Source organism: Sphingomonas corticis, assembly GCF_012035195.1.
Taxonomy (GTDB): domain Bacteria; phylum Pseudomonadota; class Alphaproteobacteria; order Sphingomonadales; family Sphingomonadaceae; genus Sphingomonas; species Sphingomonas corticis.
In genome coordinates this window covers 102,080-125,138 of record NZ_JAAVJH010000006.1, presented here as the reverse complement: position 1 = coordinate 125,138, position 23,059 = coordinate 102,080, and the positions used below count along the sequence as shown (strand labels likewise).

General features: G+C 71.8%; 23 protein-coding genes. 9 read left to right on the top strand and 14 right to left on the bottom strand.

Annotation, left to right across the window (positions count from 1 at the left end):
* Positions 1-24: 24 nt before the first annotated feature.
* From HBH26_RS11445 to HBH26_RS11410, 8 genes are all read right to left on the bottom strand, one after another.
* Entirely contained in the window at positions 25-909 is an 885-nt protein-coding gene (locus HBH26_RS11445; protein WP_168134754.1) for a bestrophin family protein, read from the bottom strand.
* A gap of 122 nt (positions 910-1,031) precedes the next feature.
* On the bottom strand, positions 1,032-2,084 hold the full coding sequence (folP, locus tag HBH26_RS11440; protein WP_168134753.1) for a dihydropteroate synthase: 1,053 nt from the start codon (positions 2,082-2,084) through the stop codon (positions 1,032-1,034).
* A gap of 194 nt (positions 2,085-2,278) precedes the next feature.
* Positions 2,279-3,409 carry a site-specific DNA-methyltransferase gene (locus HBH26_RS11435; RefSeq protein ID WP_168134752.1) on the bottom strand — a complete coding sequence of 377 codons (1,131 nt, stop codon included), beginning with the start codon at positions 3,407-3,409 and terminating at the stop codon, positions 2,279-2,281.
* Positions 3,410-3,558: 149 nt separating this feature from the next.
* Positions 3,559-4,455, bottom strand: a complete 897-nt coding sequence (locus HBH26_RS11430) for an alpha/beta fold hydrolase (protein WP_168134751.1) — start codon at positions 4,453-4,455, stop codon at positions 3,559-3,561.
* Positions 4,452-5,063, bottom strand: a complete 612-nt coding sequence (locus HBH26_RS11425) for a ribonuclease HII (RefSeq protein WP_168134750.1) — start codon at positions 5,061-5,063, stop codon at positions 4,452-4,454. The genes HBH26_RS11430 and HBH26_RS11425 overlap by 4 nt, the downstream gene beginning before the upstream one ends.
* A complete protein-coding gene (locus HBH26_RS11420; RefSeq protein WP_168134749.1) occupies positions 5,063-6,292 on the bottom strand; it encodes a bifunctional hydroxymethylpyrimidine kinase/phosphomethylpyrimidine kinase in 1,230 nt (409 codons plus the stop codon). Before HBH26_RS11420 ends, HBH26_RS11425 begins: the two co-directional genes overlap by 1 nt.
* A complete protein-coding gene (locus HBH26_RS11415; protein WP_168134748.1) occupies positions 6,289-6,513 on the bottom strand; it encodes a DUF1272 domain-containing protein in 225 nt (74 codons plus the stop codon). Before HBH26_RS11415 ends, HBH26_RS11420 begins: the two co-directional genes overlap by 4 nt.
* 2 nt (positions 6,514-6,515) lie before the next feature.
* Positions 6,516-7,625, bottom strand: a complete 1,110-nt coding sequence (locus HBH26_RS11410; RefSeq protein ID WP_168134747.1) for a DUF1176 domain-containing protein — start codon at positions 7,623-7,625, stop codon at positions 6,516-6,518.
* Positions 7,626-7,701: 76 nt separating this feature from the next.
* Here HBH26_RS11410 and HBH26_RS11405 point away from each other — a divergent pair, with 76 nt between their 5' ends.
* Positions 7,702-8,571, top strand: a complete 870-nt coding sequence (locus tag HBH26_RS11405; RefSeq protein WP_168134746.1) for a 3-hydroxybutyryl-CoA dehydrogenase — start codon at positions 7,702-7,704, stop codon at positions 8,569-8,571.
* Here the strand turns inward: HBH26_RS11405 and HBH26_RS11400 are convergent.
* Positions 8,538-8,918, bottom strand: a complete 381-nt coding sequence (locus HBH26_RS11400; RefSeq protein ID WP_168134745.1) for a hypothetical protein — start codon at positions 8,916-8,918, stop codon at positions 8,538-8,540. The genes HBH26_RS11405 and HBH26_RS11400 overlap by 34 nt on opposite strands.
* 251 nt (positions 8,919-9,169) lie before the next feature.
* Between HBH26_RS11400 and HBH26_RS11395 the strand changes: the two genes are divergently transcribed.
* Positions 9,170-9,460, top strand: a complete 291-nt coding sequence (locus HBH26_RS11395) for a hypothetical protein (protein WP_168134744.1) — start codon at positions 9,170-9,172, stop codon at positions 9,458-9,460.
* A 458-nt stretch (positions 9,461-9,918) separates the two neighbouring features.
* Here the strand turns inward: HBH26_RS11395 and HBH26_RS11390 are convergent, their stop codons facing one another.
* Complete coding sequence (locus HBH26_RS11390) at positions 9,919-10,890, bottom strand: agmatine deiminase family protein (RefSeq protein WP_168134743.1); 972 nt, start codon at positions 10,888-10,890, stop codon at positions 9,919-9,921.
* A 47-nt stretch (positions 10,891-10,937) separates the two neighbouring features.
* On the opposite strand from HBH26_RS11390, the gene HBH26_RS20710 reads away from it, so the two are divergent.
* Together HBH26_RS20710 and HBH26_RS11380 are read left to right on the top strand one after the other, a co-directional pair.
* A complete protein-coding gene (locus HBH26_RS20710) occupies positions 10,938-11,372 on the top strand; it encodes a DUF7662 domain-containing protein (RefSeq protein WP_239024733.1) in 435 nt (144 codons plus the stop codon).
* Entirely contained in the window at positions 11,369-11,746 is a 378-nt protein-coding gene (locus HBH26_RS11380; RefSeq protein WP_168134742.1) for a PIN domain-containing protein, read from the top strand. The genes HBH26_RS20710 and HBH26_RS11380 overlap by 4 nt, the downstream gene beginning before the upstream one ends.
* On the opposite strand, the gene HBH26_RS11375 is transcribed toward HBH26_RS11380, so the two are convergent.
* The 3 genes from HBH26_RS11375 to rpsD all read right to left on the bottom strand — a co-directional run bounded on the left by HBH26_RS11375 (position 11,743) and on the right by rpsD (position 16,185).
* Positions 11,743-13,371, bottom strand: coding sequence for a M28 family peptidase (locus HBH26_RS11375; protein WP_168134741.1), 1,629 nt, complete (start codon positions 13,369-13,371; stop codon positions 11,743-11,745). The two genes, HBH26_RS11380 and HBH26_RS11375, sit on opposite strands and share 4 nt — an antisense overlap.
* 43 nt (positions 13,372-13,414) lie before the next feature.
* Positions 13,415-15,397 (bottom strand): alpha/beta hydrolase family protein, encoded by a 1,983-nt coding sequence (locus HBH26_RS11370; protein ID WP_168134740.1) that lies wholly within the window; start codon positions 15,395-15,397, stop codon positions 13,415-13,417.
* 173 nt (positions 15,398-15,570) lie between these two features.
* Positions 15,571-16,185, bottom strand: a complete 615-nt coding sequence (rpsD, locus tag HBH26_RS11365; RefSeq protein ID WP_168134739.1) for a 30S ribosomal protein S4 — start codon at positions 16,183-16,185, stop codon at positions 15,571-15,573.
* 248 nt (positions 16,186-16,433) lie between these two features.
* Here rpsD and HBH26_RS11360 point away from each other — a divergent pair, with 248 nt between their 5' ends.
* From HBH26_RS11360 to HBH26_RS11350, 3 genes are read left to right on the top strand one after another with little or no spacing between them, the layout of a single operon-like run.
* Positions 16,434-16,739 carry a chorismate mutase gene (locus HBH26_RS11360; RefSeq protein ID WP_168134738.1) on the top strand — a complete coding sequence of 102 codons (306 nt, stop codon included), beginning with the start codon at positions 16,434-16,436 and terminating at the stop codon, positions 16,737-16,739.
* Positions 16,740-16,791: 52 nt separating this feature from the next.
* Positions 16,792-19,248 (top strand): DegT/DnrJ/EryC1/StrS family aminotransferase, encoded by a 2,457-nt coding sequence (locus HBH26_RS11355; RefSeq protein WP_168134737.1) that lies wholly within the window; start codon positions 16,792-16,794, stop codon positions 19,246-19,248.
* Positions 19,245-20,288 (top strand): glycosyltransferase family 2 protein, encoded by a 1,044-nt coding sequence (locus HBH26_RS11350; protein ID WP_168134736.1) that lies wholly within the window; start codon positions 19,245-19,247, stop codon positions 20,286-20,288. Before HBH26_RS11355 ends, HBH26_RS11350 begins: the two co-directional genes overlap by 4 nt.
* Positions 20,289-20,301: 13 nt before the next feature.
* Here HBH26_RS11350 and HBH26_RS11345 read toward each other — a convergent pair whose 3' ends face one another.
* Entirely contained in the window at positions 20,302-21,024 is a 723-nt protein-coding gene (locus tag HBH26_RS11345; protein ID WP_168134735.1) for a murein L,D-transpeptidase catalytic domain family protein, read from the bottom strand.
* A 211-nt stretch (positions 21,025-21,235) separates the two neighbouring features.
* Between HBH26_RS11345 and HBH26_RS11340 the strand changes: the two genes are divergently transcribed.
* Together HBH26_RS11340 and HBH26_RS11335 are read left to right on the top strand one after the other, a co-directional pair.
* Positions 21,236-21,844 carry a L,D-transpeptidase family protein gene (locus HBH26_RS11340; protein WP_168134734.1) on the top strand — a complete coding sequence of 203 codons (609 nt, stop codon included), beginning with the start codon at positions 21,236-21,238 and terminating at the stop codon, positions 21,842-21,844.
* A 42-nt stretch (positions 21,845-21,886) separates the two neighbouring features.
* Positions 21,887-23,002 (top strand): NAD(P)H-dependent flavin oxidoreductase, encoded by a 1,116-nt coding sequence (locus tag HBH26_RS11335; protein ID WP_168134733.1) that lies wholly within the window; start codon positions 21,887-21,889, stop codon positions 23,000-23,002.
* The last annotated feature ends 57 nt before the right edge of the window (positions 23,003-23,059 follow it).

The window sequence follows — 23,059 nt, the reverse complement described above, 5'->3', positions numbered from 1 at the left end:
CGCAAGCCGTGCCGGCTGTCAACGTCACCACAGCACGCCCTTCACCGGCGTGACCGGCGGCTGCGGCTCCTCGCCGATCGCCTGGAGAAGGTCGATCTCGATCGTGCGGCACATCGCCGTCAGCGGCACGTCGTGGACGGTGTTGGCGAAGGGATCGACCAGATCGTCGCCGATCTGCAGCGTGGCGAGGAACATCAGCCCCGCCACCGTGGAGCCGAGGGGCGTCGCCAGCCCCAGCGTCTCGACCAGCCCGATCGGCAGCAGGATGCAGAACAGGTGGGTGAAGAAGGTGGGGAAGAAGCGGTATTGGTTCGGCAACGGCGTGTTCTTCAGCCGCTCCATCCCGCCCTGCGCATTGGCGATGTCGACCAGCGTCGATTCCATGCGCGCCTGCTGGATGGTGTCGATCCACCCCCGCGTCTTGGCATCGTTGATGCGTCGCCCGGTGCCGTCGAGCAGGCCGTTGGCGATGTTGGCGCGCGCCAGCGCCGGCTCCGCCTCGCCGCGCGACAGGAAGCGCAACACCTCCTCGTCCACCTTCTGCCGCCGCAACTGCGTGCGCAGCGCGTTGACGTAGGCGACCTGGCGCAGGACGATGCTGCGCCGCAGATCGCGCGCCTCCGCCTCCGGCAGGAAGTTGCGCGCCTCTCGCGCGATGTTGCGCGAGGCGTTGATCATGGCCCCCCACAGCACCCGGCCTTCCCACCAGCGCTGGTACGCGGCGTTGTCGCGGAAGCCGAGGAACAGCGCGAGTACCGAGCCGAAGATGGTGAGCGGGAGCGAGGGCGCGCGGAACGGCGACCAGATGTAGAAGCCGGTGACGATCACGTCCCACACGAACAGGACGAGAAGCGGTTTCCAGACCTCGCGGACGATCTGGGTGAGACGTGGCGCTGCCGTAACGATCATAGCTCGCCCTTAACGCACGTCAGCCCGGTTGTGGTTCCGCACCTGCGAACGGACGCACTTTCTTACGAAGCGGCAAGCGCACGGGCGTCTCGTCACTCCGGCCCGGTGCCGGGGTCCGGTCGCTACGACGGCGCGAGGGCGCGGTCGCGCAGGCCGCGCCAGACGCGCAGGGCCTGCACCGTGTCCGCCACGTCGTGCACGCGCAGCAGTTGCACCCCCGCCGCCGCCCCGGCGAGCGCCAGCGCGATCGAGCCGCCGAGGCGCCGCTCCACCGGCGCCTCGTTGTCGAGTGCGCCGATCATGCGCTTGCGGCTGGCGCCCAGCATGATCGGGCAGCCGAGGCCATGGAAGGCGGCGAGCGCGTCGACGAGCGCGAGGTTGTCGGTGAGCGACTTGCCGAAGCCGATGCCGGGGTCGATCATGATGCGGTCGCGCGCGACGCCGGCGGCGACCACCGCCTGGATCCGCGCCTCCAGCCAGTCGAGCACCTCCGTCACGACGTCGCGATAGCCGCTGCCGCCGTGCGGCCCCTTCGACGGATCGGGCGAGTGCATCAGCACGACCGGCGCGCCCGTCCGTGCGACGACGGCGAGCGCGCGTCCGTCCCAGTGCAGCGCGGATACGTCGTTGACGATCGCCGCACCGGCGGCGAGCGCGGCCTCCATCACCGGCGCCTTGCGCGTGTCGATCGAGACCAGCGTGCCCGCCGCGGCCAGCCGCTCGACCACCGGGGCGACGCGGCGCGCCTCGTCCTCCTCCCACACCAGGGGCGCGCCGGGCCGCGTCGATTCGCCGCCGACGTCGACCACGGCCGCCCCGGCCGCCGCCATCGCCACGCCCGCTGCGGCGGCGCCGGCGGGGTCGCCCGCGTGCGCGCCGCCGTCGGAGAAGCTGTCGGGCGTGACGTTGAGGATGCCGGCGACCAGCGGCTGGTCGAACCGCAGCGTGCGCGCCCCGAGCGTCCAGGCCGGCCGGGGCGCGACGACGCGCGCGTGCAGCCGCTGCGCCCGCTCGCCAAGCGAGGCGACGTCGGCGACGGGAACGATGCGGCGCGGGCCGTCGCCCAACACCTCGTAGGCGGCGAACCAGAGCATCCCCCCGGCGAGCCGCGCGACCGCGCCGTCGGGATAGGCGAACGGGGCGGCGGCGAACTGGGTGGGAAGGAGGTGGAGCATCGCAACGGTTCGTCAGCCTGAAGGAAGGGAGCGGTGGCCGGTCTAGGCCGGTGAACACGGCCCTGTCAGCAGCCTCCGTTCGCCTTCAGGAGCCATCGCGCCTGTCGGAACGGCGTCTCGAAGGGCCAGCGCGCTTCGAGACGAGGCTTCGACAAGCTCAGCCTCTCCTGAGCACGAACGGGAATCGCTGCCGCCTACGGCTGCGTCGCGAGCAGGTACGTCTGCCGCAGCGCGTCGATGGGTCGCAGCGCGCCGTCCGCCTCGTAGTGCCAGAACGTCCAGCCGTTGCACGCCGGCGCGCCCTGCAGCGTGGCGCCCAGCTTGTGGATCGATCCGGTCGCGCCGCAGGGGGAGGCGAGCGAGCCGTCGGCGCGCACCATCGCGCGGTGGCGGCGTTTGGCATCGGTCAGCATCGCGCCGGGCGTCAGATAGGCATTTTCGACCAGCACGCCGAACGCGACCTTGGGCTGCGCCTTGGGACTCTGCATCGTTGCCAGCGCGCGCTCGTCCAGCGGCAGCGCCGCCTCGATCCGCTGACACGCCGCCGCGCAATAGTCCGCCTCGCGCTCGATGCCGATCCAGTGGCGGCCGAGCCGCTTGGCGACTGCGCCGGTGGTGCCGGTTCCGAAGAAGGGGTCGAGCACCACGTCGCCCGGCTTCGTGCAGGCGAGCAGCACGCGGTAGAGCAGCGCCTCGGGCTTCTGCGTGGGGTGCACCTTCACCCCGTCGCGCTTCAGCCGCTCGCCTCCGCCGCAGATCGGGAACTCCCAGTCGGAGCGCATCTGCAGCTCGTCGTTCAGCGTCTTCATGCTGCGGTAGTTGAAGGTGTAGCGCGCCTTCTCTCCCTTCGACGCCCAGATCAGCGTCTCGTGCGCGTTGGTGAAGCGCGTGCCCTTGAAATTGGGCATCGGATTGGCCTTGCGCCACACGATGTCGTTGAGGATCCAATAGCCCAGATCCTGCACCGCCGCGCCGACGCGGAAGATGTTATGATAGCTGCCGATCACCCAGATCGTGCCGTCGTCCTTCAGCACGCGGTGCGCCTCCGCCAGCCAGGCGCGGGTGAAGGCGTCGTAGTGCGCGAAGCTGTCGAACTTGTCCCACGCATCCGTCACCGCGTCGACGTGGCTGCCATCGGGCCGGTTCAGATCGCCGCCGAGCTGGAGATTGTAGGGCGGGTCGGCGAAGATCATGTCGACCGACTTCGCGGGCAGCGCGCGCATCGCGGCGATGCAATCGGCCATCACGATCTGGTCGAGCGGCAGCGGCGTCGCTTGCGCCGCGGCGTCGCGCGTTCTCCGCGCGACCTTTTCCATCACCCCCATGCCCGTCCCCTTTCCTCGCGCAGGGATGCGGAATGGGCGGACTTCGCGTCAAGACGATCTTCGTTAACGTCGCCGCCGCGACGATCGTTAACCATCCGGAACATGATGAGTCCGCGGCTAGATGTTGAGTCCCGCCGCCGCCGGGCGACTCAACGGGTTGTGGTGTGGCGCGAAAGACTCATGCGACCCAAGACCCGCACGATCGCCGCGGCCACGGCATCGGGCCGGTCGCGCTGCATCATGTGGCCGCTGTCGGGCACCCACTCGTGCGTCCCGCGCGAGGAGAGCCGCGCGAGCGCGGCCTGGCCGTCGCGGAACGGCGTCGACGGGTCCGGCGGCGCGCCGGGGGAGAGGACGACGAGCGGCATCGCGCCGTAGGAGCGCGCCGGCCTCACCACCAGCCGCGCGCTCTCCCCGGCGGCGTCGAAGAAGGACGACGCGGTGTCGAACCGCGCGGGATCGTCGCCGCCGCGGCAGCGCACCGCGCCGCCCGACGGCGGCAGCAGGCGATAGCGCAGCGCCTCCGCACAGGCGCGGAACGGCGCGGCGTAGCGCGCCATCACCGCGGCGGCATCCTCGCCGGTGGCACGGAACATGTCGGGCGTGCTGGGATCGACCAGCACGATGCCCGCCACCCGCGCCGGCATCCGGTCGGCCAGCAGCAGCGTCTCGTACGCGCCGATCGAGTGACCGACGAGGATCAGTGGTCCGCTTACCCGCGCCGCCGCCAGCGTGCGGGACAGGTCGCGCGCCGTCTCGCCCGCGGTCTGGCGCGCGGGGCTGGCGTCGCTGATGCCGAAGCCCGCGCGATCCCAGGCGCAGCTGCGCATCCGCGCGGCGAGCAGCGGCTGCACCGCCCGCCACGTCGAGGCCGGCGCGCCGGCGCCCGCCGTCAGCACCACCGTCGGCGTGCCCGCGCCCGCGCAGACCAGGTTGATGCGGCGCGCGCCCTCCACGCGCACCAGCCCCTTGCCGTCGGAGTAGGACGGCGTGGCGGGCGCCCCCTGGAGCAGCGCGAACGCGGCCAGGGCGGCGTGGCGGATCACCGCAGCGGCAGTTCCGCCTGCGCCACCGGCGCGAAGCTGCGCCGGTGCAGCGGCGAGGGCCCGTGCTCGCGCAGCGCGGCGAGGTGCGCGGCACAGCCATAGCCCTTGTTCGAGGCCCAGCCGTAGTGCGGATGCGCCTCGGCATGCGCGATCATGATCGCGTCGCGGCGATGCTTGGCGACGATCGAGGCGGCGGCGATCGACAGGCTGAGGCCGTCGCCGCCGACCAGCGCGGTCGCCGCGTAGCTCCAGCGCGGCAGGCGGTTGCCGTCGACCAGCACGTGCCCCGGCACGCAGCCGAGCGTGGCGGCGATCTGGTCCACCGCCAGCGTCATGGCCTTCATCGTCGCCCAGTAAATGTTGAGCGTGTCGATCTCCTGCGGCTCCACCACGCCCACGCCGACGACCGCGCGCTCCTCGATCAGCGCGCACAGCCGCGCGCGCTCCTTCGCCGTCAGCTTCTTCGAATCATCGAGGCCACGCGGCACGCGGCGGGCCGGCAGGACCACCGCGGCAGCGACGACGGGTCCGGCGAGCGGGCCTCGCCCGGCCTCGTCCACCCCGGCGACGGGGGGCAGGCAGCGCTTCTCGTGGATAAGGCCGGGCATCAGGCGAGCCGCCATGGCGGAAAGCGGCGGTTCTCGCCAGCGGCGTAGAGGCAGAGCGCGTTGCCCGAGGGATCGGCCAGCCGCGCCTCGCGCCAGCCCCAGCCTTGCGCCACCGGATCGGCCACGGCGATCCCCGCCGCCCGCGCCGCGGCGACCGCGACGTCGAGGTCGGGCACCTCGAGGAACACGGTGGGCGCGTCGCCGGCGTGGATCGACAGGGTGGTGCCGCCCTCCCCCTCCAGGCGGGCATAGTCTCCCCGCGCATCGACGATCGGCACGAGGCCGAGCGCGCGGTAGAAGGCGAGGCTGGCGGCGTGGTCGCGGGCGGGCAGCGTTACCTGGTTGACCGTGGCGGCATTGGGCAGGTCGATGCGGACGCGGTGATGCCCCATCGGGCCGTGACCGCCGCCCAGCCCCGGCGCCTCGCGCAGCGCCAGCCGCACGAACAGCCGCGCGCGCGCGATCGCGGCGGGAAGGTCGAGGCCGCGGCCCAGCCCCTCGGCGATGGCGCTGGCGAGGGTGCAGCCGGTGCCGTGGGTGTGCGGCGTGTCGATCCGCGGCGCCGTCCAGCGCGCGACCTCGCCGGTGGTGTCGATCAAGCGGTCGGTGATCTCCTCGCCGTCGGCATGGCCGCCCTTGGCCAGAAGCGCGGGACCGTGGACGAGGATCGCGGCCTCACCACCGAGCGCGGCGAGTTCGGGCAGGTTGGGCGTCACCAGCGTCGCGACGCGCATCAGGCGCGTGAAGGCGGCGATGGTGGCGTCGTCGGCGAGGACGGCGCCGGACGTGGCGACCATGACGGGGTCGAGGATGACCTTCAGCCCCCTCTCCCCTGCGGGGAGAGGGCTGGGGAGAGAGGCCGAGGTCTCACCGAGAACGCCCTCTCTGCGAGGCACCTTCCCCTCTCCCAAACCCTCTCCCCCAAGGGGAGAGGGCGCAATGAGGGATTCCAGCACCTCGGCCACCGCGTGCGCGGTCTCCGCGGAGCCGATCATGCCGATCTTCACCGCGTCGACACCGATGTCGTCGATGCAGGCGCGCATCTGCGCCACCACCATCTCCGCGGGAACGGGATGGACCGCGGCGACGCCGCGCGTGTTCTGCGCGGTGATCGCGGTCACCGCGGTCATCGCGTGGCCGCCGAGCATGGTGACGGTGCGGATATCCGCCTGGATGCCGGCGCCGCCGCCCGAATCGGAGCCGGCGACGATCAGGATGCGCGGCGTCATCCGGCGTGTTTCCGCACGGTGGAGGCCGGGTTCTTCGCCAGCGCCTTCCCCACCCGCGCCGGGCGGTCGAGCAGCTCGCCGGCGCAATTGGGGCAGCGCTCGTCCAGCGCGTCGGTACAGTCGGCGCAGAAGGTGCATTCGAACGAGCAGATGAACGCGCCGCCCTCGTCGGCCGGCAGGTCCGCGCCGCAGCGCTCGCAGTCGGGGCGCATCTCCAGCATAATCAGCGACGCTCCACCTTCGCGATCCACGTCCGCAGGTAATTGGGATTGCCGCGGCACTCGCCCATCGCGTGCTGCTCGGCCAGGCGCAGGCGGCGGCCGTCCCAGGCGAAGCTCTGCGACACGCCGCAATCGCCGAGGCCGCGGCCCTTGGCGTAGCTGCCGACGGTGCCGTTCTCCACGTCGCCGTTGACGACGCTGTGCACCGGCGTCTGCGAATCCGCGCCGGTCTCCTCGAAGCCGGACGGCGCGTCGACCTGGGCGGGCGCGACCTTGCCGTCGCGGATCACGAACAACGCGTCGATCTCGTTGTAGGCGCCGGCCGAGCACGGCAGCAGCACCAGGGTGGCGCCGCCGCCCACCGCGCCGGTCTTCACGGTCCACGTGTCCTCGGCCATGCGCTCCTCGCACCGGGCGACGCGGCGCATAGCGGCGAGTTGCGCCTTTGTCGGGGTGGTGGCGTCGCCGGACAGGGCGGGCGCCACGATCACCGGCGTGGCCGGCGCGGCGGGAACTTGGGCGGCGGGGCGGTCTCCCTTCGCCACCGCGGCGGAGACGGTGCCGGCGCGGCCCTGTTCCGCGTCGATGTAGCGCAGGCTGGCCGACGCGCCGGCAAGCGAAATGTTGCCCAGCGGCTTCCCCTTCGCATCGGCGAGCGTCAGCGCCCTGCCCGTCGCCATCGCGGCGACGAGGCGCGCCGCTCCCTCGCCCGCCAGCCCGTCGGGCGCGAGCGCGAAGCGACGGCCGTCGATCGTGACCGCGGCGGGCGCCGCGTCCCCGTCCGACTGCGAGGCGAGCGACAGTTCGAACCCGCCCGCCTGGCCCGCGGCGCGCGCGACCTCCATCGTGTGCATGGGGAAGTCGCCCATGTCGGGACCGAGCGAGGCCATCGTGCAGCGCTTCACATTGTCGCAGGCGACGGTCCAGTCGCGGAACGTCTTCAGCTCGCCCGGCGCGGGCGCGACCCCGGCATCCGCCGGGGCGAGCGGCGGCGGGCCGGCGACCGGGGTGGCGGGCGCGACGGCGTTGGCCGCGGTGTCATTCGCCATCGGCGGAGCGCGATCGCCCGAGCAGGCGGCGAGAAGGAGCGGCGCGGCGAGCAGGAACCTCATGCCGATCCCCCTACCGCGGTGGCGCGGGCGAGGCAAAGCGGGCTAAGGCGCGCGGGAGCGAAACGGGAGACGATTGATGCAGGCGGTTGGCGTGATCGGTGCGGGGCAAATGGGCGCAGGCATCGCGCAGGTGAGCGCGGCGGCGGGCTATCGCGTGCTGCTGTCCGACGTCGACGCGGCGCGCGCCGAGGCTGGCAAGGCCGGCATCGGCAAGCGGCTGGCCCGCGACGTGGAGAAGGGCAAGATCGACGCCGACGCGCGCGAGGCCACGCTGGCGCGGATCGAGCCGGTCGAGAGCGTCGCCGCCATGGGTCCTTGCGCGCTGGTGATCGAGGCCGCGACCGAGCGCGAGGCGATCAAGCGCGCGATCTTCGCCGAGGTGGGCAAGGTGCTGTCCGCCGACGCGATCCTGGCCAGCAACACCTCCTCCATCCCGATCACCCGGCTGGCGCAGGCGGCGCCCGATCCGGCGCGCTTCATCGGCGTCCATTTCTTCAACCCCGTGCCGGTCATGGGGCTGATCGAGGTGATCCGCGGGCTGGCGACGAGCGACGACACGGTCGCGGCGATCGAGGAGTATGCGCAGGCGCTGGGCAAGGCGGTGGTGCGCGCCAACGACGCGCCGGGCTTCATCGTCAACCGCGTGCTGATGCCGATGCTGAACGAGGCGTGCTTCGCGCTGGGCGAGGGTGTGGCGACGATCCGCGACATCGACCTGGCCTGCCAGCTCGGGCTCAACCATCCGATGGGGCCGCTGACGCTGGCGGACTTCATCGGGCTGGACACCTGCCTGGAGATCACGCGCGTGCTGTTCGAGGGGACGGGCGATCCCAAGTTCCGGCCGGCGCCGCTGCTGGTGAAATATGTCGAGGCGGGCTGGTACGGCAAGAAGAGCGGGCGCGGCTTCTACGATTACTCGGGCGCGGAGCCGGTGCCGACGCGGTGAGGCGGGGCGCCGCTGCCGGTGGCGGGGAAAGTTGACGGAGTTTCCCGCGTCGCGCGGCATCCGTCTACTTTCGCGGCGGTGCGGGCGGCATCAACGCGGCGACGATCGCGCGGTGATCGTAGCGGTGCCGCGTGCCACGCCCCGGCGAAGCTTTCCGCCTGCGGGCGCCGGCGCAGGTTGTAGGCCGACGCCCCGCTCATTTCCACCGCCTGCGCCGCCCGTGCGACCGTCCCGGTCAGCGCGAGCGCGGCGACGAAGCGGCGCTGGCGATCGGGCGTCCAGCCATCGTGGCGCTGGCGGCCGGGCACGGGATGGAAGGCGAGCGCGTGGGGATCGGGGGTGTCCATCGGCGAGGATATGCCGATCGGAAGCGATGTAGGACAGGTGGAAGCCGGGGGGCTTTCCCGTTTTCCGTTCGGATCGGTGGATTTCGGGAAGAGTGATCGGGAACACGATCTGGGAAAGCGGAACGCTCAGGCGGTCGTCAGCGCGATCCGCGTGGCGGGATCCCCGTCACAGGTTCGTTTTCGGGAACGTCCGCTAACGCCCAGTAGCGGACATGGCCGGACGTGCTAGGCTTGGCTTCACAGGGGGCTTCATGACGATCTATCAGCGATTTCGCATCTGGGTCGACGAGGTTCAGTCCGGAAGCCTCTACGCGGGCAAGCTGCTATATGTTGCTGGTACGTTTCCTCTCTTCGCTACTCCGCTTTTTGAAAATTGGTGGCGCATTCCGGGCGTTGCGATCGCAATTGGATGGATTGCCTTTCTGCTTTGGAGGCTGTGGCTGATGGCGAAAACCGGCTTGGTCGCCAGTGATGTGCCGCAAGGCCGCTTAATCGAGAAAACGGCATCGATTGCTACCAACGAGGCAAATCTCGAACGGTAGCTAACCACCAGAAGCGGCCATTCCGCTACCGCCCAACAGCGGACGTTCTTGATAACCTACGACTTGCCTGATGGTGGTCATTCATTCAGGATGAAGCCCGAGGCGCATCCATGGCGTTTGAACCATTCGGTTATGGGAAGCGGTGGCAGGATCGACTCGCTGGAGGCGTGTTGAAGCCAAAAGAGTTCGCGCTCTCGCTTCTGATCGTTGGTATCGTGGTTCTTGTCTGGCAGCTTACCTGATCTTCGTGCCGATAAGCGGAATGTCCGCTTTCCACCCAACCCGGACATTCTCGAAACTCGATCTCAAACGGGAAAGCCGATGTCCGCCGGCAAGCCCGTGACAGCGGCGACGGCGGAGCCGCCGCCGTGACGTCGGACGGGTTCGGCAGTCGCCGACCCGCCGGCCGGTGCCGGCGTTGCGCTTCGCGCAGCGGCGCCGTCGCTTTGCCGACGCGCCTACGCCGGCACTTGCTGGCTGATGCAGTGGAAGCTGCCGCCGCCGGTCAGGATCGCGTCGGCGCGCAGCCCCACGACCTCGCGCGTCGGGAAGATCGCCTGGATCGCCGACACCGCGGCGGCGTCGTTCTCCGCGCCGTACAGTGGCACGACCACCGCGGCGTTGCCGATGTAGAAGTTCATGTAGCTCGCCGGCACGATCTCCTCGTCGCGCAGCACGCGGCCGGGCGACGGGATCGCCACCACCTCCAGCCCGGCGCGGCGGGCGCGGTCGGCGGCGTCCTGGTAGATGCGCCAATTGGGGTCGTTGTCCGCCGCGACGGGGATCGCCACCCGCCCCTCGCCGACGAAGCGCGCGAGGTTGTCGACATGGCCGTCGGTGTGGTCGTTCAGGAGGCCGTCGCCCAGCCACAGCACCGACGCGAAGCCCAGGTCGTCGCGCAGCCGCCGCTCCACCGCCTCCTTCGTCAGCGACGGGTTGCGGTTCGGATTGAGCAGGCATTGCTCGGTCGTGACGAGGCGGCCCGTGCCGTCGCCGTCGATCGCGCCGCCTTCCAGCACCCAGTCGTGCGCGCGGATCGACAGCCCGCGCCGCCGCGCCAGCCGCGCGCCCACGTCGTCGTCGCCGGGAAGGTCGTACTTGCCGCCCCAGCCGTTGAAGCCGAAGTCGTTGGCACGCCCGTCGCCGTCGACGATCGCCCCGGTGTCGCGCAGCCAGATGTCGCCGAACGGCTCCACCACCACCTCGGCGAAGGGCGCGGCGTCGCGCGCGGCGGCGGCGGCCTCCTCGTCGGCGGCGACGAGGATCACCGCCTCGCCCCGCCCGCCGGCGTGGACCGCGCGGGCGAAGGCGGCGACCTCGTCGCGCGCCTGGTCCAGATCCTCCTGCCACAGTTCCGGATGGCTGGGGAAGCCGATCCACACGGCGGCGTGCGGCGCCCATTCGGCGGGGGGGACATTGCTGGACACCATGCAATCCTTGGTATATATACCTTCCGCGCATACCACGGGAGATGTTCATGTCGGTCTATCAGCCCCTAGCCGATTTCCTCTCGCAGCGTGAAGACGATCGTTGGGAAGCCAGCTTCGTCGACGTCATGAAGGTCTTGAACCGATCGCTGCCGGGCAGCGCGTACAAGCATCAGGCATGGTGGGCCAACCAGGAGGGCGAAGGCCGCAGCCAGACGCAAGGATGGCGTAGCGTCGGCTGGAAGACAACGCGGCTCGATCTCGAGCTTCGGCGCGTGACCTTCGAGCGCGAGCGCCCCGCCCATCGCGGCGCCGAGGCGGACGCGTTGTTTCACCACGCGGCGCAATTGTCCGGCATCGACGACGAGAAGGCGCTGATCGCGGAGGCGATGCGCGCGTTGATCGCGCGAGAGGCCAGCGCGTCGCTGGCGGCACTGGGCGGATCGATGCCCGACTATCGCGAACCGACGCGCGAGCGGTCGTGACCGCCGCGGCCGCGGTCCTGATCGACACGTCGGTGTGGGCGGACCATTTTCGTGCAGGCGACGCGGCGCTGGTGGCGCTGCTGAACGACGGGCGCGCGCGGATGCATCCGTACGTGGTCGGCGAGCTTGCCATGGGCAATATCGCGAACCGCGCGCGGACGATCGCGCTGCTGCGGGCCGTGCCGTCGATCGCGCCGGTCGAGGAGGATGCGTGGCTGTCGTTCGTGGAGCGGGAGGAACTCGGCGGGTCGGGCCTCGGCTATGTCGATACGCATCTTCTCGCCGCAGCGCACGTCGCCGGCGCGGCGCTGTGGACGCGAGACCGGCGGCTCGCCGCACGCGCGGCGAAACTGGAAAGCGCCTGGGCCGACTAGCGGCCCAGCGCGCGCGAGCGGTCGCGGATGGCGCGGAATTCGTCGCCCGGCAGCCAGTTGGGCCATGCCGTCGAGGTCGCGAGGTCGCGGCCCACGTCGTAGTAGAGCGACAGGTCCTGCATCATCCCGGTCCAGTTCCAGGCGGGATCGTATTCGTCCTTGGGACCGTGGTAGCGATTGGCCTCATAGTCCTTCGCCGCGGCCTCGCCCGCCGCCTTGCCGCCGGCGACCAGATCGTCGCCGTTCTCGATATAGAGCATCGGCACGCCCTGCTTGGCCAGGCTGAAATGGTCGGAGCGATAGTAGAAGCCCTTCTCCGGCGTCGGCTCCGCGGTGGCGACGCGGCCCTGCTTCGCCAGCGCGCGGCCGAGCCAGGCGTCCAGCTCCGACTTGCCGCCACCGACGACGATCACGTTGCGCGCCGGTCCCGTGAAGCGCAGCGCGTCGATGTTGACGCCGCCCACGGTCTTCGCCAGCGGCACGACCGGATGGCGGCCGTAGTAATCGGAGCCGAGCAGCCCGCTCTCCTCCCCCGTCCAGGCGACGAACAGCTGCGAGCGCGCGGTCGGCCCCGCCTTCGCATTCGCCTCCGCCAGCGCGACCAGCGCGGCGGTGCCGGTCGCGTTGTCGACCGCGCCGTTGCAGATGTCGTCGCCGTCGGCCGCCTTCTCGCACCGGCCCAGGTGGTCCCAATGCGCGGTGTAGAGGACGTATTCGTCGCGACGGGTGGTGCCGGGCAGCAGGGCGACGACGTTCTTCGACTGGTGCTTGCGCACCGTGTTGGCGAACGAGACGGACAGCGTGGTGCCGGCGAGCGGCACCGCTTTGAACCCCGGCCGCTTCGCCGCGGCGGCGAGCGTCGTCAGGTCCTGCCCCGCGGCGGCGAGGAGCGCCTGCGCCTTGTCCTTCGTGATCCAGCCGATCGCCGCGCTCTTCGCCGCGTCCGCCTCGCCGTCGGGCACCTGCTGCGCGCCGGTCCAGCTGGATTGCACGACGTTCCAGCCATAGGCGGCGGGCACGGTGTCGTGGACGATGATCGCGGCGGCGGCCCCCTGCCGCGCCGCCTCCTCGAACTTGTAGGTCCAGCGGCCATAATAGGTCATCGCCCGGCCGTTGAACGGGCCGGAGAGGCCGGCGGTCTCGTAATCGGGATCGTTGACGAGGATGACGACCGTCTTTCCCTTCACGTCCACGCCGGCATAGTCGTTCCAGCCCTTCTCCGGCGCGACGATGCCGTAGCCGACGAAGACGACGGGCGATGCCTTCACCTCGATGCGCGGGCTGCCGGTGCGATAGGTGCCGACCACCATTTCCGGCCCATAAGCCGCGGTGACGGCACCGCGCGGCGTCGCGAAGGCGAGCGGGGACACGTCGCGGGCGGTGATCTCCACCATCGGCACGGTCTGGAACCAGCTGCCGTCGTTGCCCGGCTTCGCGCCGATGCGGGTGAATTCCTTCACGAGATAGTCGAGCGTCTTTCCCTCCCCCGCGGTGCCCGGAGCGCGCCCCTCGAACGCGTCGGAGGAGAGCGTCTCCACCGCGCGCTTCATCGTCGTTTCGGAGACCTGCGCGGCGGCGGGGGTGGCGAGCAGGATGGCGGCGGCGGTGTGGAGAAGACGCTTCATGCCGCGCGCCTTGCCACAGGCGCCCGCCCCGCCACAACGGCCGCTACAGCCCCAGCGCCCGGCGCAGGAAGGCATCGGACCTCTCCAGCATCGCGGCCCGCACCTCGCCGTCGTCGAGCTGATGGTCGAGCCCCTTGTACTCGACATAGTCGACCGGCCGCCCCGCCTCGCGCAGCGCCTTCGCCATCAGCCGCGATTCGGCGACGCCGACGTTCACGTCGATGTCGCCGTGGAACAGCAGCACCGGCGCCCGGATCGCGGCGGCGTTGCGCGCGGGCGAACCCTGCCGCACGTGCGCGCCGCGGCCGATGAAGCGGTCGACGTGCGGATAGTTGGTGAAGCCGAGCGACTCGGCGCGCAGCGTCTCCAGGTCGGTGACGGGTGCGACGGCGACGATCGCCTTGAACAGATCGGGGTCCAGGGCGGCGGATTGCAGCGCGGCATAGCCGCCATAGGACCACCCGACGATCGCCAGCTTCCCCGGCGCGGCGATGCCCTGTCCCAGCAGCCAGCGGCCGGCGTCGTTCACATCGCCGATCGCGGTGCGCCACGACTGGAAGCCGTTCTTCTGGAACCAGCCGGCGCCATAGCCGGCCGAGCCGCGGAAATTGGGCTGGAGGACGGCGAAGCCGCGCGCGGCGAAATATTGCGCCCACCAGTCGAACCCCCATTCGTCGCGCGATCCCGGCCCGCCGTGGGGCATGACGATCGCGGGCAGGCCCTTGCCGGTGCTGCCGTGGGGCAAGGTGAGATAGCCGGGGATGGCGGTGCCGTCCGCCGCGGGGACGCGGACGGGCGTCATCGTCGCCAGCGTCACGCCCTCCAGCTCCGGCCGCGCCGGCAGTACCTCCACCATGGCGCGGGTCGCCTTGTCGTAGAGGTAGTAGCGGCCGGGATCGTCGTCGCTGCCCGCGAAGATCAGCAGCTGGCGCTCGCCGTCGCTGGCGTCGACGATTCCGACGATCGGCTTGCCCGGCAGCGCCTTGCCCAGCGTGGCGGACAGCCGCTCCAGCTCCTTGTCGAAGTAGACGGTCTCGCGCCGCTCGGTGGCGTAGCTCGCGCCGACGACGCGGCGCTGGCGGCCGATGCGGATCAGGCCGTCGACGTCCACGCCCTCGTGATCGAGCACCAGTTCGCGCGCCATGCTGCCGTCCAGCTTCACGCGATAGAGCGCCTGGCGCCCGTCCTTCGCCTCGAAGCCGTAGACGGCATCGAGCGCGCGGTCGATCGCGACGGGATTGAAGCCGGTGCCGTAGCCGTCGCCGAGCGTCAGCTTGCCGAGCGGCTGCCAGCCGCCGCCGGCGGCCTTGCGGTAGGAATAGGAGATGACGTTCCCGTCGTAGCCGGCGGAGTTCGAGCGGCGCGTGCCCACGATGCGGACATGGCCGTTGCCGTCGGTGAGATACTCGACCGCGTCGGCATTCGCATATTCCACGTTGCTGCGGCGCAGGGTGGTGACGTCGACCCGCTCCACGCCCAGCCCCTCCGCGCTGCTGGCCAGACGGGTGCCGATCGTCTGCTCGGGAACGTAGGAGCGCGCCATCAGGATGCCGCCCTTGCCGTCGCCGGTCCAGTCGATGACGTCGCCGCCGAATTGCGCGACGCCGAGCGCGCGGTAGCTCTGCCGCGCGGTCACCTGCTTCTGGTTGCGGCCGTCCGCGTCGAGCGCGATCAGCCGGGAGAAGACCATGTTGCGCACGCCGACGCCCGGCCGGTTGATCGCGACCTCGCACACGATCCGGTTCGCCGTCGCCCAGTGACAGTCCGTCACCTGCTCGCCGTCGGTGCCCGGCGTGCGCAGGATCGTCTTCGCCCCCCCTCCGGCGATCGGATCGGCCACCATCACCCCGGTGCCGCGCGGACCCACCGGAATGACGATGGCGACGCGCCGCCCGTCGGGCGACAGGCTGATCTGCCGGATATACTCGCGCGCGCCGAACGCGTGGGCGGTGGCGGCCGCGTCCTGCGCGGCGGCGGGCACGGCCGCGGAGGCCGCGCAGACGGCGGCGAGGATAAGACGGCGCATCGGATTCCCCCTCGTTCCTGATGGAGGTTAGCGGGGGAGGTGCGCGGCACAAGGTGGGAGAATACGCAAAAAGGGCGGCCTTGCGGGGCCGCCCTCTTGCTTTGCGGTCGTCGGACGACGTCTGCGCGCGGCGGCCGGATATGACCGGCCGTCGCTCTCGCTACGGCTTCGCCTCAGCGGCTGTAGAACTCGACCACCAGGTTCGGCTCCATCTTCACCGGATAGGGCACCTCGTCCAGCGTCGGCACGCGGACGAAGGTGACCTTCGCGGCGCCGTCCGGCGCGACATAGTCGGGCACGTCGCGCTCGGCCAGGCTCTGCGCCTCCAGCACCAGCGCCATTTCCCTGGCCTTGGTGCCCAGCGTGATCTCGTCGCCGACATTGCAGCGGCGCGAGGCGACGTTGCACTTCACGCCGTTGACGCGGACGTGGCCGTGGCTGACCAGCTGGCGCGCGGCCCAGATCGTCGGCGCGAACTTCGCGCGGTAGACGATCGCGTCCAGGCGACGCTCGAGCAGGCCGATCAGGTTCTGCGAGGTGTCGCCCTTCATGCGCGACGCCTCGTCATAGGCGTGGCGGAACTGCTTCTCCGTCACGTCACCGTAATAGCCCTTCAGCTTCTGCTTGGCGCGCAGCTGGATGCCGAAGTCGGACACCTTGCCCTTGCGGCGCTGGCCGTGCTGGCCGGGGCCGTACTCGCGCTTGTTGACCGGGCTCTTTGGACGACCCCAGATGTTCTCCCCCATCCGGCGGTCGAGCTTGTACTTGGCGCTGGAGCGCTTCGACATGACAATTCCTTCAATCTGCGAACAACGTTGACCCGGCAGACCCCTGCCTGATCGCGTCCCGGTATCGCCTGCACCACGAGGATGCAGGGCCGCCGCTTCACCGGGGTGCGGGGCCGAATTGCGAAGGCGCGCGCCTAGACGCGGGTGGGGCCTGTGTCAACCGTGGGCGCTACTTGCCGGCCGGCTTCAGCAAGGCACCCGCCCTTCCCGCTCTGGACAGCGCGGGCGCGCGCCGCCACAGCGCGCGCATGACGACGACGATCCTGGCCGGGCCCGACTGCACGACGATGGCGGAGGTGCGCGCCGGCGTGGACCAGGTCGATCGCGAGCTGGTGGCGCTGCTGCGGCGGCGCTTCGACTATATGGACGCCGCCGCCCGCATCAAGCCCGAGCGCGGCCACGTGCGCGACGAGGCGCGCAAGGCGCAGGTGATCGCCAATGCGCGCGGCGCGGCGGAGGCGGCGGGGATGCCGGGCGAGGCAATCGCCGCGATCTGGGAGACGCTGGTCGAGGCGTCGATCGCCTACGAGCTGGACGCGTTCGACCGGCGGTGACGGGAACCGGCGCTAACCGGACGTTAGTGCCGCATCGGGCACAGCGGCGGGCGTGACCGCCCCGCCCCGCCCCCTTCCCCTCATCGCCCCCTGCCCGCCGCGTCTGTCCGAACTGGGCGACGCGCTGCGCCGGGTGGAGGCGTCCGGCGTGTTCAGCAACCACGGACCGGAGGCGCGCGGGTTCGAGGAAGCGGCGACCGCGACGCTGTTCGGCGGGCGCGGCGCGACGCTGGCGGTGGCGAACGCCACGCTGGGGCTGACGATCGCGCTGGCCGATGCGGTGGGCGCGCGCCGGCGCGGGCGCATGGCGCTGATGCCCGCCTTCACCTTCGCCGCCACCGCGCAGGCGGCGTGGTGGGCGGGGATGACGCCGCTGCCGTGCGACGTCGATCCGGGGGACTGGGGCGCGTGCGCCCGCGCCGAGGAGCGGCTGCTGCAACGCCACGGCGACGCCATCGCCGCGATCGTCCCCTACGCGACCTTCGGCCGCGCGATCGACCTGGAGCGCTACCGCGCGCTCGCCGCGCGCCACGGCGTCGCGGTGGTGGTGGATGCCGCGGCGTCGCTCGGCACCCTCCATGGCGCCGTCAATTTCGGCGCGGGCGCGCCCTTTCCCGTCGTCTTCTCCATGCACGCGACCAAGCCCTTCGCGACGGCGGAAGGCGGCCTGATCCACTGCGGCGACCGCGCGACGATCGCGCGGCTGCGCGCGATGACCGGCTTCGGCTTCGGCGCGCCGCGCACCGCGACCATGCCGGGGCTGAACGCCAAGCTGCCCGAGGTGATCGCCGTGATGGCGCGCGCGCGGCTGAAGGGGTTCGACGCGCTGATGGAGCGGCGCGAGGCGGTGGCCGCGGCGTATCGCGCCACGCTGCCCGAGGGCTGCGCGGTGCAGCCGGCGCCGGCGGAGCGGCAGGCGCTGGGCTTCTTCCCGCTGGCGCTGCCCGTCGGGACCGACCGCGCCGCGGTGATCGCCGCGCTGGCCGGCGAGGCCATCGGTACCGGCGCCTATTTCAGCCCGCACCTGGGCGAGCAGCCGTGGATCCGGTCGGTCGCGAGCCTGACGCCGACGCCGGTCGCCGACGACCTGTCGCGCCGCATCCTGTCGCTGCCCCTCACCGACGCGATGACCGCCGCCGACGCGACGCGCGTCACCGCTGCGCTGGCGCGCGCGCTGTCGCGCCGCCGATTCCTGCCCGTGACGAAAGGCGCCGCCATCCACGACACGATCGTCATCGGCGGCGGACCCGCCGGCACCGCGCTGCTGACCGCCGCGGCGAAGGCGGGGCTGCTGCCCGACCTGTCGCGCGGCCTCGCCATCGTCGAGCGCGGGCCGGCGCTGGGCGCGGGCGCGCTGGGCGGGTACGCCATCACCTCGGACAGCAGCGCGGACACGTTCCTGACGGCGATCGCGGACCATCCCGATCCCGCGGTCGCGGCGCTGGCGGACCATCCGACCGCGCATCGCGTCGCCGCCTATCGTGCGGCGCTGGGCGTGCCGCTGACGGAGGTGGGCGGGCTGCTCGACACGCTGGGCGACCGGCTGGCGCACACCGTGGCGGGTCACGGCGGCGCGGTGCTGACCGGGCACGAGGCGGTGTCGGCGCGGCGCGACGGCGGCGGCTGGCACGTGCGGCTGCGGCGGCTGGCCGATGGCGAGGTGCGCGAGCATCGCGCGCGCGCGCTGGTGATCGCGACCGGCGGGCACCAGCCGCTCGACCGGCTGGCGGGTGAGCAGATCGCGGGCGTGCCGCTAGGCGAGCTCGCCGCGGGACGGCTGGTGCAGTCGGACGCGGTGCTGAAGGTGGGCGGCACGGCGATGGTCGCCGACCTGCTGGCGCACGCGCGCGCGCCGCGCATCGCCGTGGTGGGCGGATCGACCAGCGCGCTGACGACGGTCGCGGCGCTGCTGAAGGCGGGGCTGCCGCTCGGCGCGGGTGCCGTGACGCTGCTGCACCGCCGTCCGCTGCGCCCCTTCTATCCTTCCGCGGATGCGGCGCGGGCGGAGGGGTACACCGATTTCACCGCGGAGGACATCTGCCCGGTGTCGGGCTTCGTCTACCGCCTCGCCGGCTTCCGGCTGGAAGCGCGCGACCTCGTCCTCCGGCTGCTCGGCATCGACGGACGCGTGGCGGACCCCCGCGTGGCGGTGCACCGGATCGCCGGCGACGAAGACACGGCCGCGCGCCGCCTCGTCCGGCAGGCGGACCTCGTCGTCGCGGCGCTCGGCTATCGCCCGCACGCGCTGCCGATCGAGGGCGTCGCGCTGGCCGCCGACGCGGGGCGCGCGATGGTGGACGGGCATTGCCGGGTGCTGGGCGCCGACGGCGACCCGGTGCCGGACCTCTACGGCATCGGCCTGGCCGCGGGCTTCGTGCCGTGGGGACGGCTGGGCGGCGAGCCGAGTTTCCGCGGGCAGGCGAACGGCCTGTGGCTGTGGCAGAACGACGTCGGCCGCATGATCGCGGAGCAGGTGCTGGCGGCGCGTGCCGGCCGCCGCGCCGCATGACCCGCCCGCCGACCGTCAGCGTCGTGATGGCGGCATACAACGGCGCGCGGCTGATCGGCGCGACGCTGGACAGCCTGGCGGCGCAGACGCTGACCGACTGGGAGGCGATCGTCGTCGACGATGCCTCCGCCGACGACACGCGCGTGGTGGTGGCGGCGCGCCGCGACCCGCGCATCCACCTGATCGCGCTGTCGCGCAACGGGGGGCCGGTGCGCGCGCGCAACCGCGCGGTCGGGGTGGCGCGCGGGCGCTACATCGCGGCGCTGGACCAGGACGACCTGTGCCATCCGGAGCGGTTCGCGCGGCAGGTCGCCTATCTCGACGCGCACCCCCGCGTCGCCCTGCTGGGGACGGCGGCGACGGTGCTGGACGAGGCGGGAACGCTGTCCCCCGCGCGCCACGCCGCCACCAGCACGCCCGCGCTGATCGGCTGGCTGCTGCGGATCGGCAATCCGTTGGTCTGGTCGTCGGTGATGCTGCGCGGCGAGGCAGCGCGCGCACTGCACCCGTTCACCCGGCCGGAAATCCTGTATGCCGAGGACTTCGACCTATACCACCGGGTCGCCCCGTTCGGCATGGTGGCGCGGCTGGATGCGCCGCTGCTGACCTATCGCAGCCATGCCGGGGGCGCCTCGCAGCGCTACGAGGAGCGGATGCTGGCCAGCGCGACCAGGGTGCTGGCGGCGGACCATCGCGCCACCTTCGGCGACGGCGCGGGGGCCAGCGCGGGGCTGGTGGTGCGGCACGTGATGCACGGCGCGCCGGTGGCGGATCGCGCCGCGCTGGCGCGGCTGGGCGCGATGATCGCGGCGCTGAAGGCCGATCACCTGGCGCGCCATCCGGTCGGCAATGCCGACCGGCGGCTGATCGAGTGGGAGACGGGACGGCGCTGGGCCGAGGTGGTGCGGATCGCGCTGGCGGCCGGCACGATCGGCATGGCCGACGCGCTGGCCGCGCGCGCGGTGCTGCCGCACCTGGGCGTCGAGCAGCTCGCCTGGGCGCGGCTGGTCGGCGGGATGCGGCGGGTGCTGGCGTCGTAGCCGCCGCCCGGCCTCAGGCCTTGTCGGCGTAGATCATCCGTCCCGGGCCGAGCCGCTCGAACACCTCCGCCAGTTCGTCCTCGCCCACGGCGAAGCAGCCCTGGCTGCGGCCGAGCATGCCGAGCCGCGAGATCATGTCCGGATTGGCGTACCACGCGGCGTGGACGACGATGGCGCGCGACAGGGCGTTGTCGTTGGTGCGGTCGAGCCCGATCAGCTTCTGCGAGCGGCCGTGCTTGCCGTAATAATAGTTCGCCGTCGTGAAGGCGCCCTCGCACGAGGCATTGGAGCCGTCGACGTTGGAGAAACGCTGGAGATAGCCGCTGTGCGCCGGATCCGATCCGCTGCCGTGCGAGACCAGCTTCGACACCACCGAGCCGTCATGCAGGTTGATGAGGTGGAAGCGCTTGCGCGAGGACGACAGCGAGAAGTCCGCCACCGCGATGCGATCGTGCTGGGCGATGCGATGGCCGTGCTTCTCCATCGCCGCCATGGCGCGGCGGAACAGCGCCGGGTCCACGCCGCGCGGCGACAGGTCGCGCGGGGCGGTGGCCATGGCGCGCGCCGGCGCGGCGGCGACCGGGCGGTGGAAATCCTTGGGAAGCAGCGATTCCGGCTTCCCTTCCCGCATGGAGGCGGAAACCGCGCCCGGCAGCATCAGCATGCTGGCGAACAGTCCACCGTTCTTCAGCAACGCGCGCCGCGACGGCAGCGCCTCATCACGATCGTTCTGCATCTCTATCCGAGTTCAGCCCACACCCACGGCCTGTCGTATAGCAGAAAAATGGTGAACAATCCGCTATCTGGCCCGCGACTTGCAGCGGATAACGCCGCACTCGCCGCAGATACCCCACGGCTCGCCGCGCCGGCACCAACCGCGACGACGGGCGTTAACGCAGGTAAGCGGCGACCGAATCTCGCGGCCGCGATCGAGAAAGGACCCGAGGATGCGCCCCCACGCCCTCCTGATCGCGCCGGTGCTGCTGGCGCTCGCGCCCGCACCCGCCGTAGCGGCCGGCATGGACGACCTGGCCATCACCGAGGCGGCCGCGGCGCTCGCGCCCAACCGCTACCTGTGGACCGACGCCGAGGCGCAGGGACCGGTCAGCGTGCTGATCTCCCTGCCAGACCAGCGCGCCTATGTCTTCCGCGGCGAGAAACTGATCGCCGCCTCCACCGTGTCCACCGGATCCGACGACAAGCCGACGCCGATCGGCAGCTTCACGATCCTGCAGAAGAAGGCGGATCACAAGTCCAACCTCTACGACGACGCGCCCATGCCCTACATGCAGCGGCTGACGTGGGACGGCGTCGCGCTCCACGCCGGGCGCAACCCGGGCTTCCCCGCGTCGCACGGCTGCGTCCGGCTGCCCACCGCCTTCGCGAAGAAGCTGTTCGCCATCACCGAGCTGGGCGCCACCGTGGAAGTGACCGATGCCGCCTATGTCACCGGCGACGCCCCGCGCAGCGAAGCGGCCGAGGTGGCGGATGCGAATGCAGCGGCGTCGCGGGGCGCCTCCCGCCGCGACGTGGCGCGGGCACTGGCGGCGCGCTGACGCGGAGTCTAAGTCTCTCTCATTAAAACGGGAGAGGTGAGGATGAAGACGCCGGTCTGCGCGATGCTGGGGATCGATTTCCCGCTGCTCGCCTTCAGCCACTGCCGCGACGTGGTGGCCGCGGTCAGCCGTGCGGGCGGGTTCGGCGTGCTCGGCGCGACGGGGCATACGCTGGAGAGCCTGGAGACCGAGCTCGCCTGGATCGACGCGCACGTCGACGGCAAGCCCTATGGCCTCGACGTGCTGATACCGGAGAACCTGGGCGCGCGCGGGGAGACGCGCGACGCGGTGGCCGATCGCGTGCCGGCGGGGCATCGCGCCTTCGTCGCCGATCTGGCCGCGCGGCACGGCGTCGACCTGCCCGAGGAGCGACGCGGCACCGGCGCGCCGGTGCCGTTCGACCCCGACCTGGCGCTCGCGATGCTGGACGTCGCCTTCCGCCACCCGATCAGGCTGATCGCCAACGCGCTGGGCGTGCCGCCCGCGGCGATGATCGCGCGCGGCAAGGCGGCGGGCGTGCCCGTCGCCGCGCTGGTGGGCGCGAAGGAACATGCGCTGCGACAGGTGGCGGCGGGCGTCGACCTTCTCGTCGTGCAGGGCGGCGAGGCGGGCGGGCATTGCGGCGAGGTGTCGACGATGGTGCTGGTGCCCGAGGTGATCCGCGCGGTGGACGGCCGCGTGCCCGTGCTGGCCGCGGGCGGGATCATGACGGGCGCGCAGATGGCGGCGGCGATGGCGATGGGCGCCGACGGCGTGTGGACCGGTTCGGTGTGGCTGGCAACGCCGGAGGCCGAGACGAGCGAGGCGTTCCGCGCGAAGATGGTCGCCGCCACGTCGCGCGACGCGGTGCGTTCGCGCAGCCGCACGGGCAAGCCCTCGCGCCAGCTGCGCTCCGCCTGGACCGACGCGTGGGAAGCGCCGGACGCCCCGGCGGCGCTGCCGATGCCCTTGCAGAGCCTCATCAGCGAACCCGCGCTGCGTGCCGCCGACCGCGCGACCGAGCGCGGCGTGGATGCGGCGCGCGACATGGTGACCTATTTCGTCGGCCAAGGCGTGGGCCTGGTCGAGCAGGTCCGCCCCGCGGCGCAGGTGGTGCAGGACTTCAAGCTGGAGTTCGCCGAGGCGGTGGAGCGGATGACGGGGCTGGTGGCGGAGTAGCGGGGCGCTGCCGGCGACGGAGCGGATGGCCGCGCTTCGACTTCGCTCAGCGCGGAC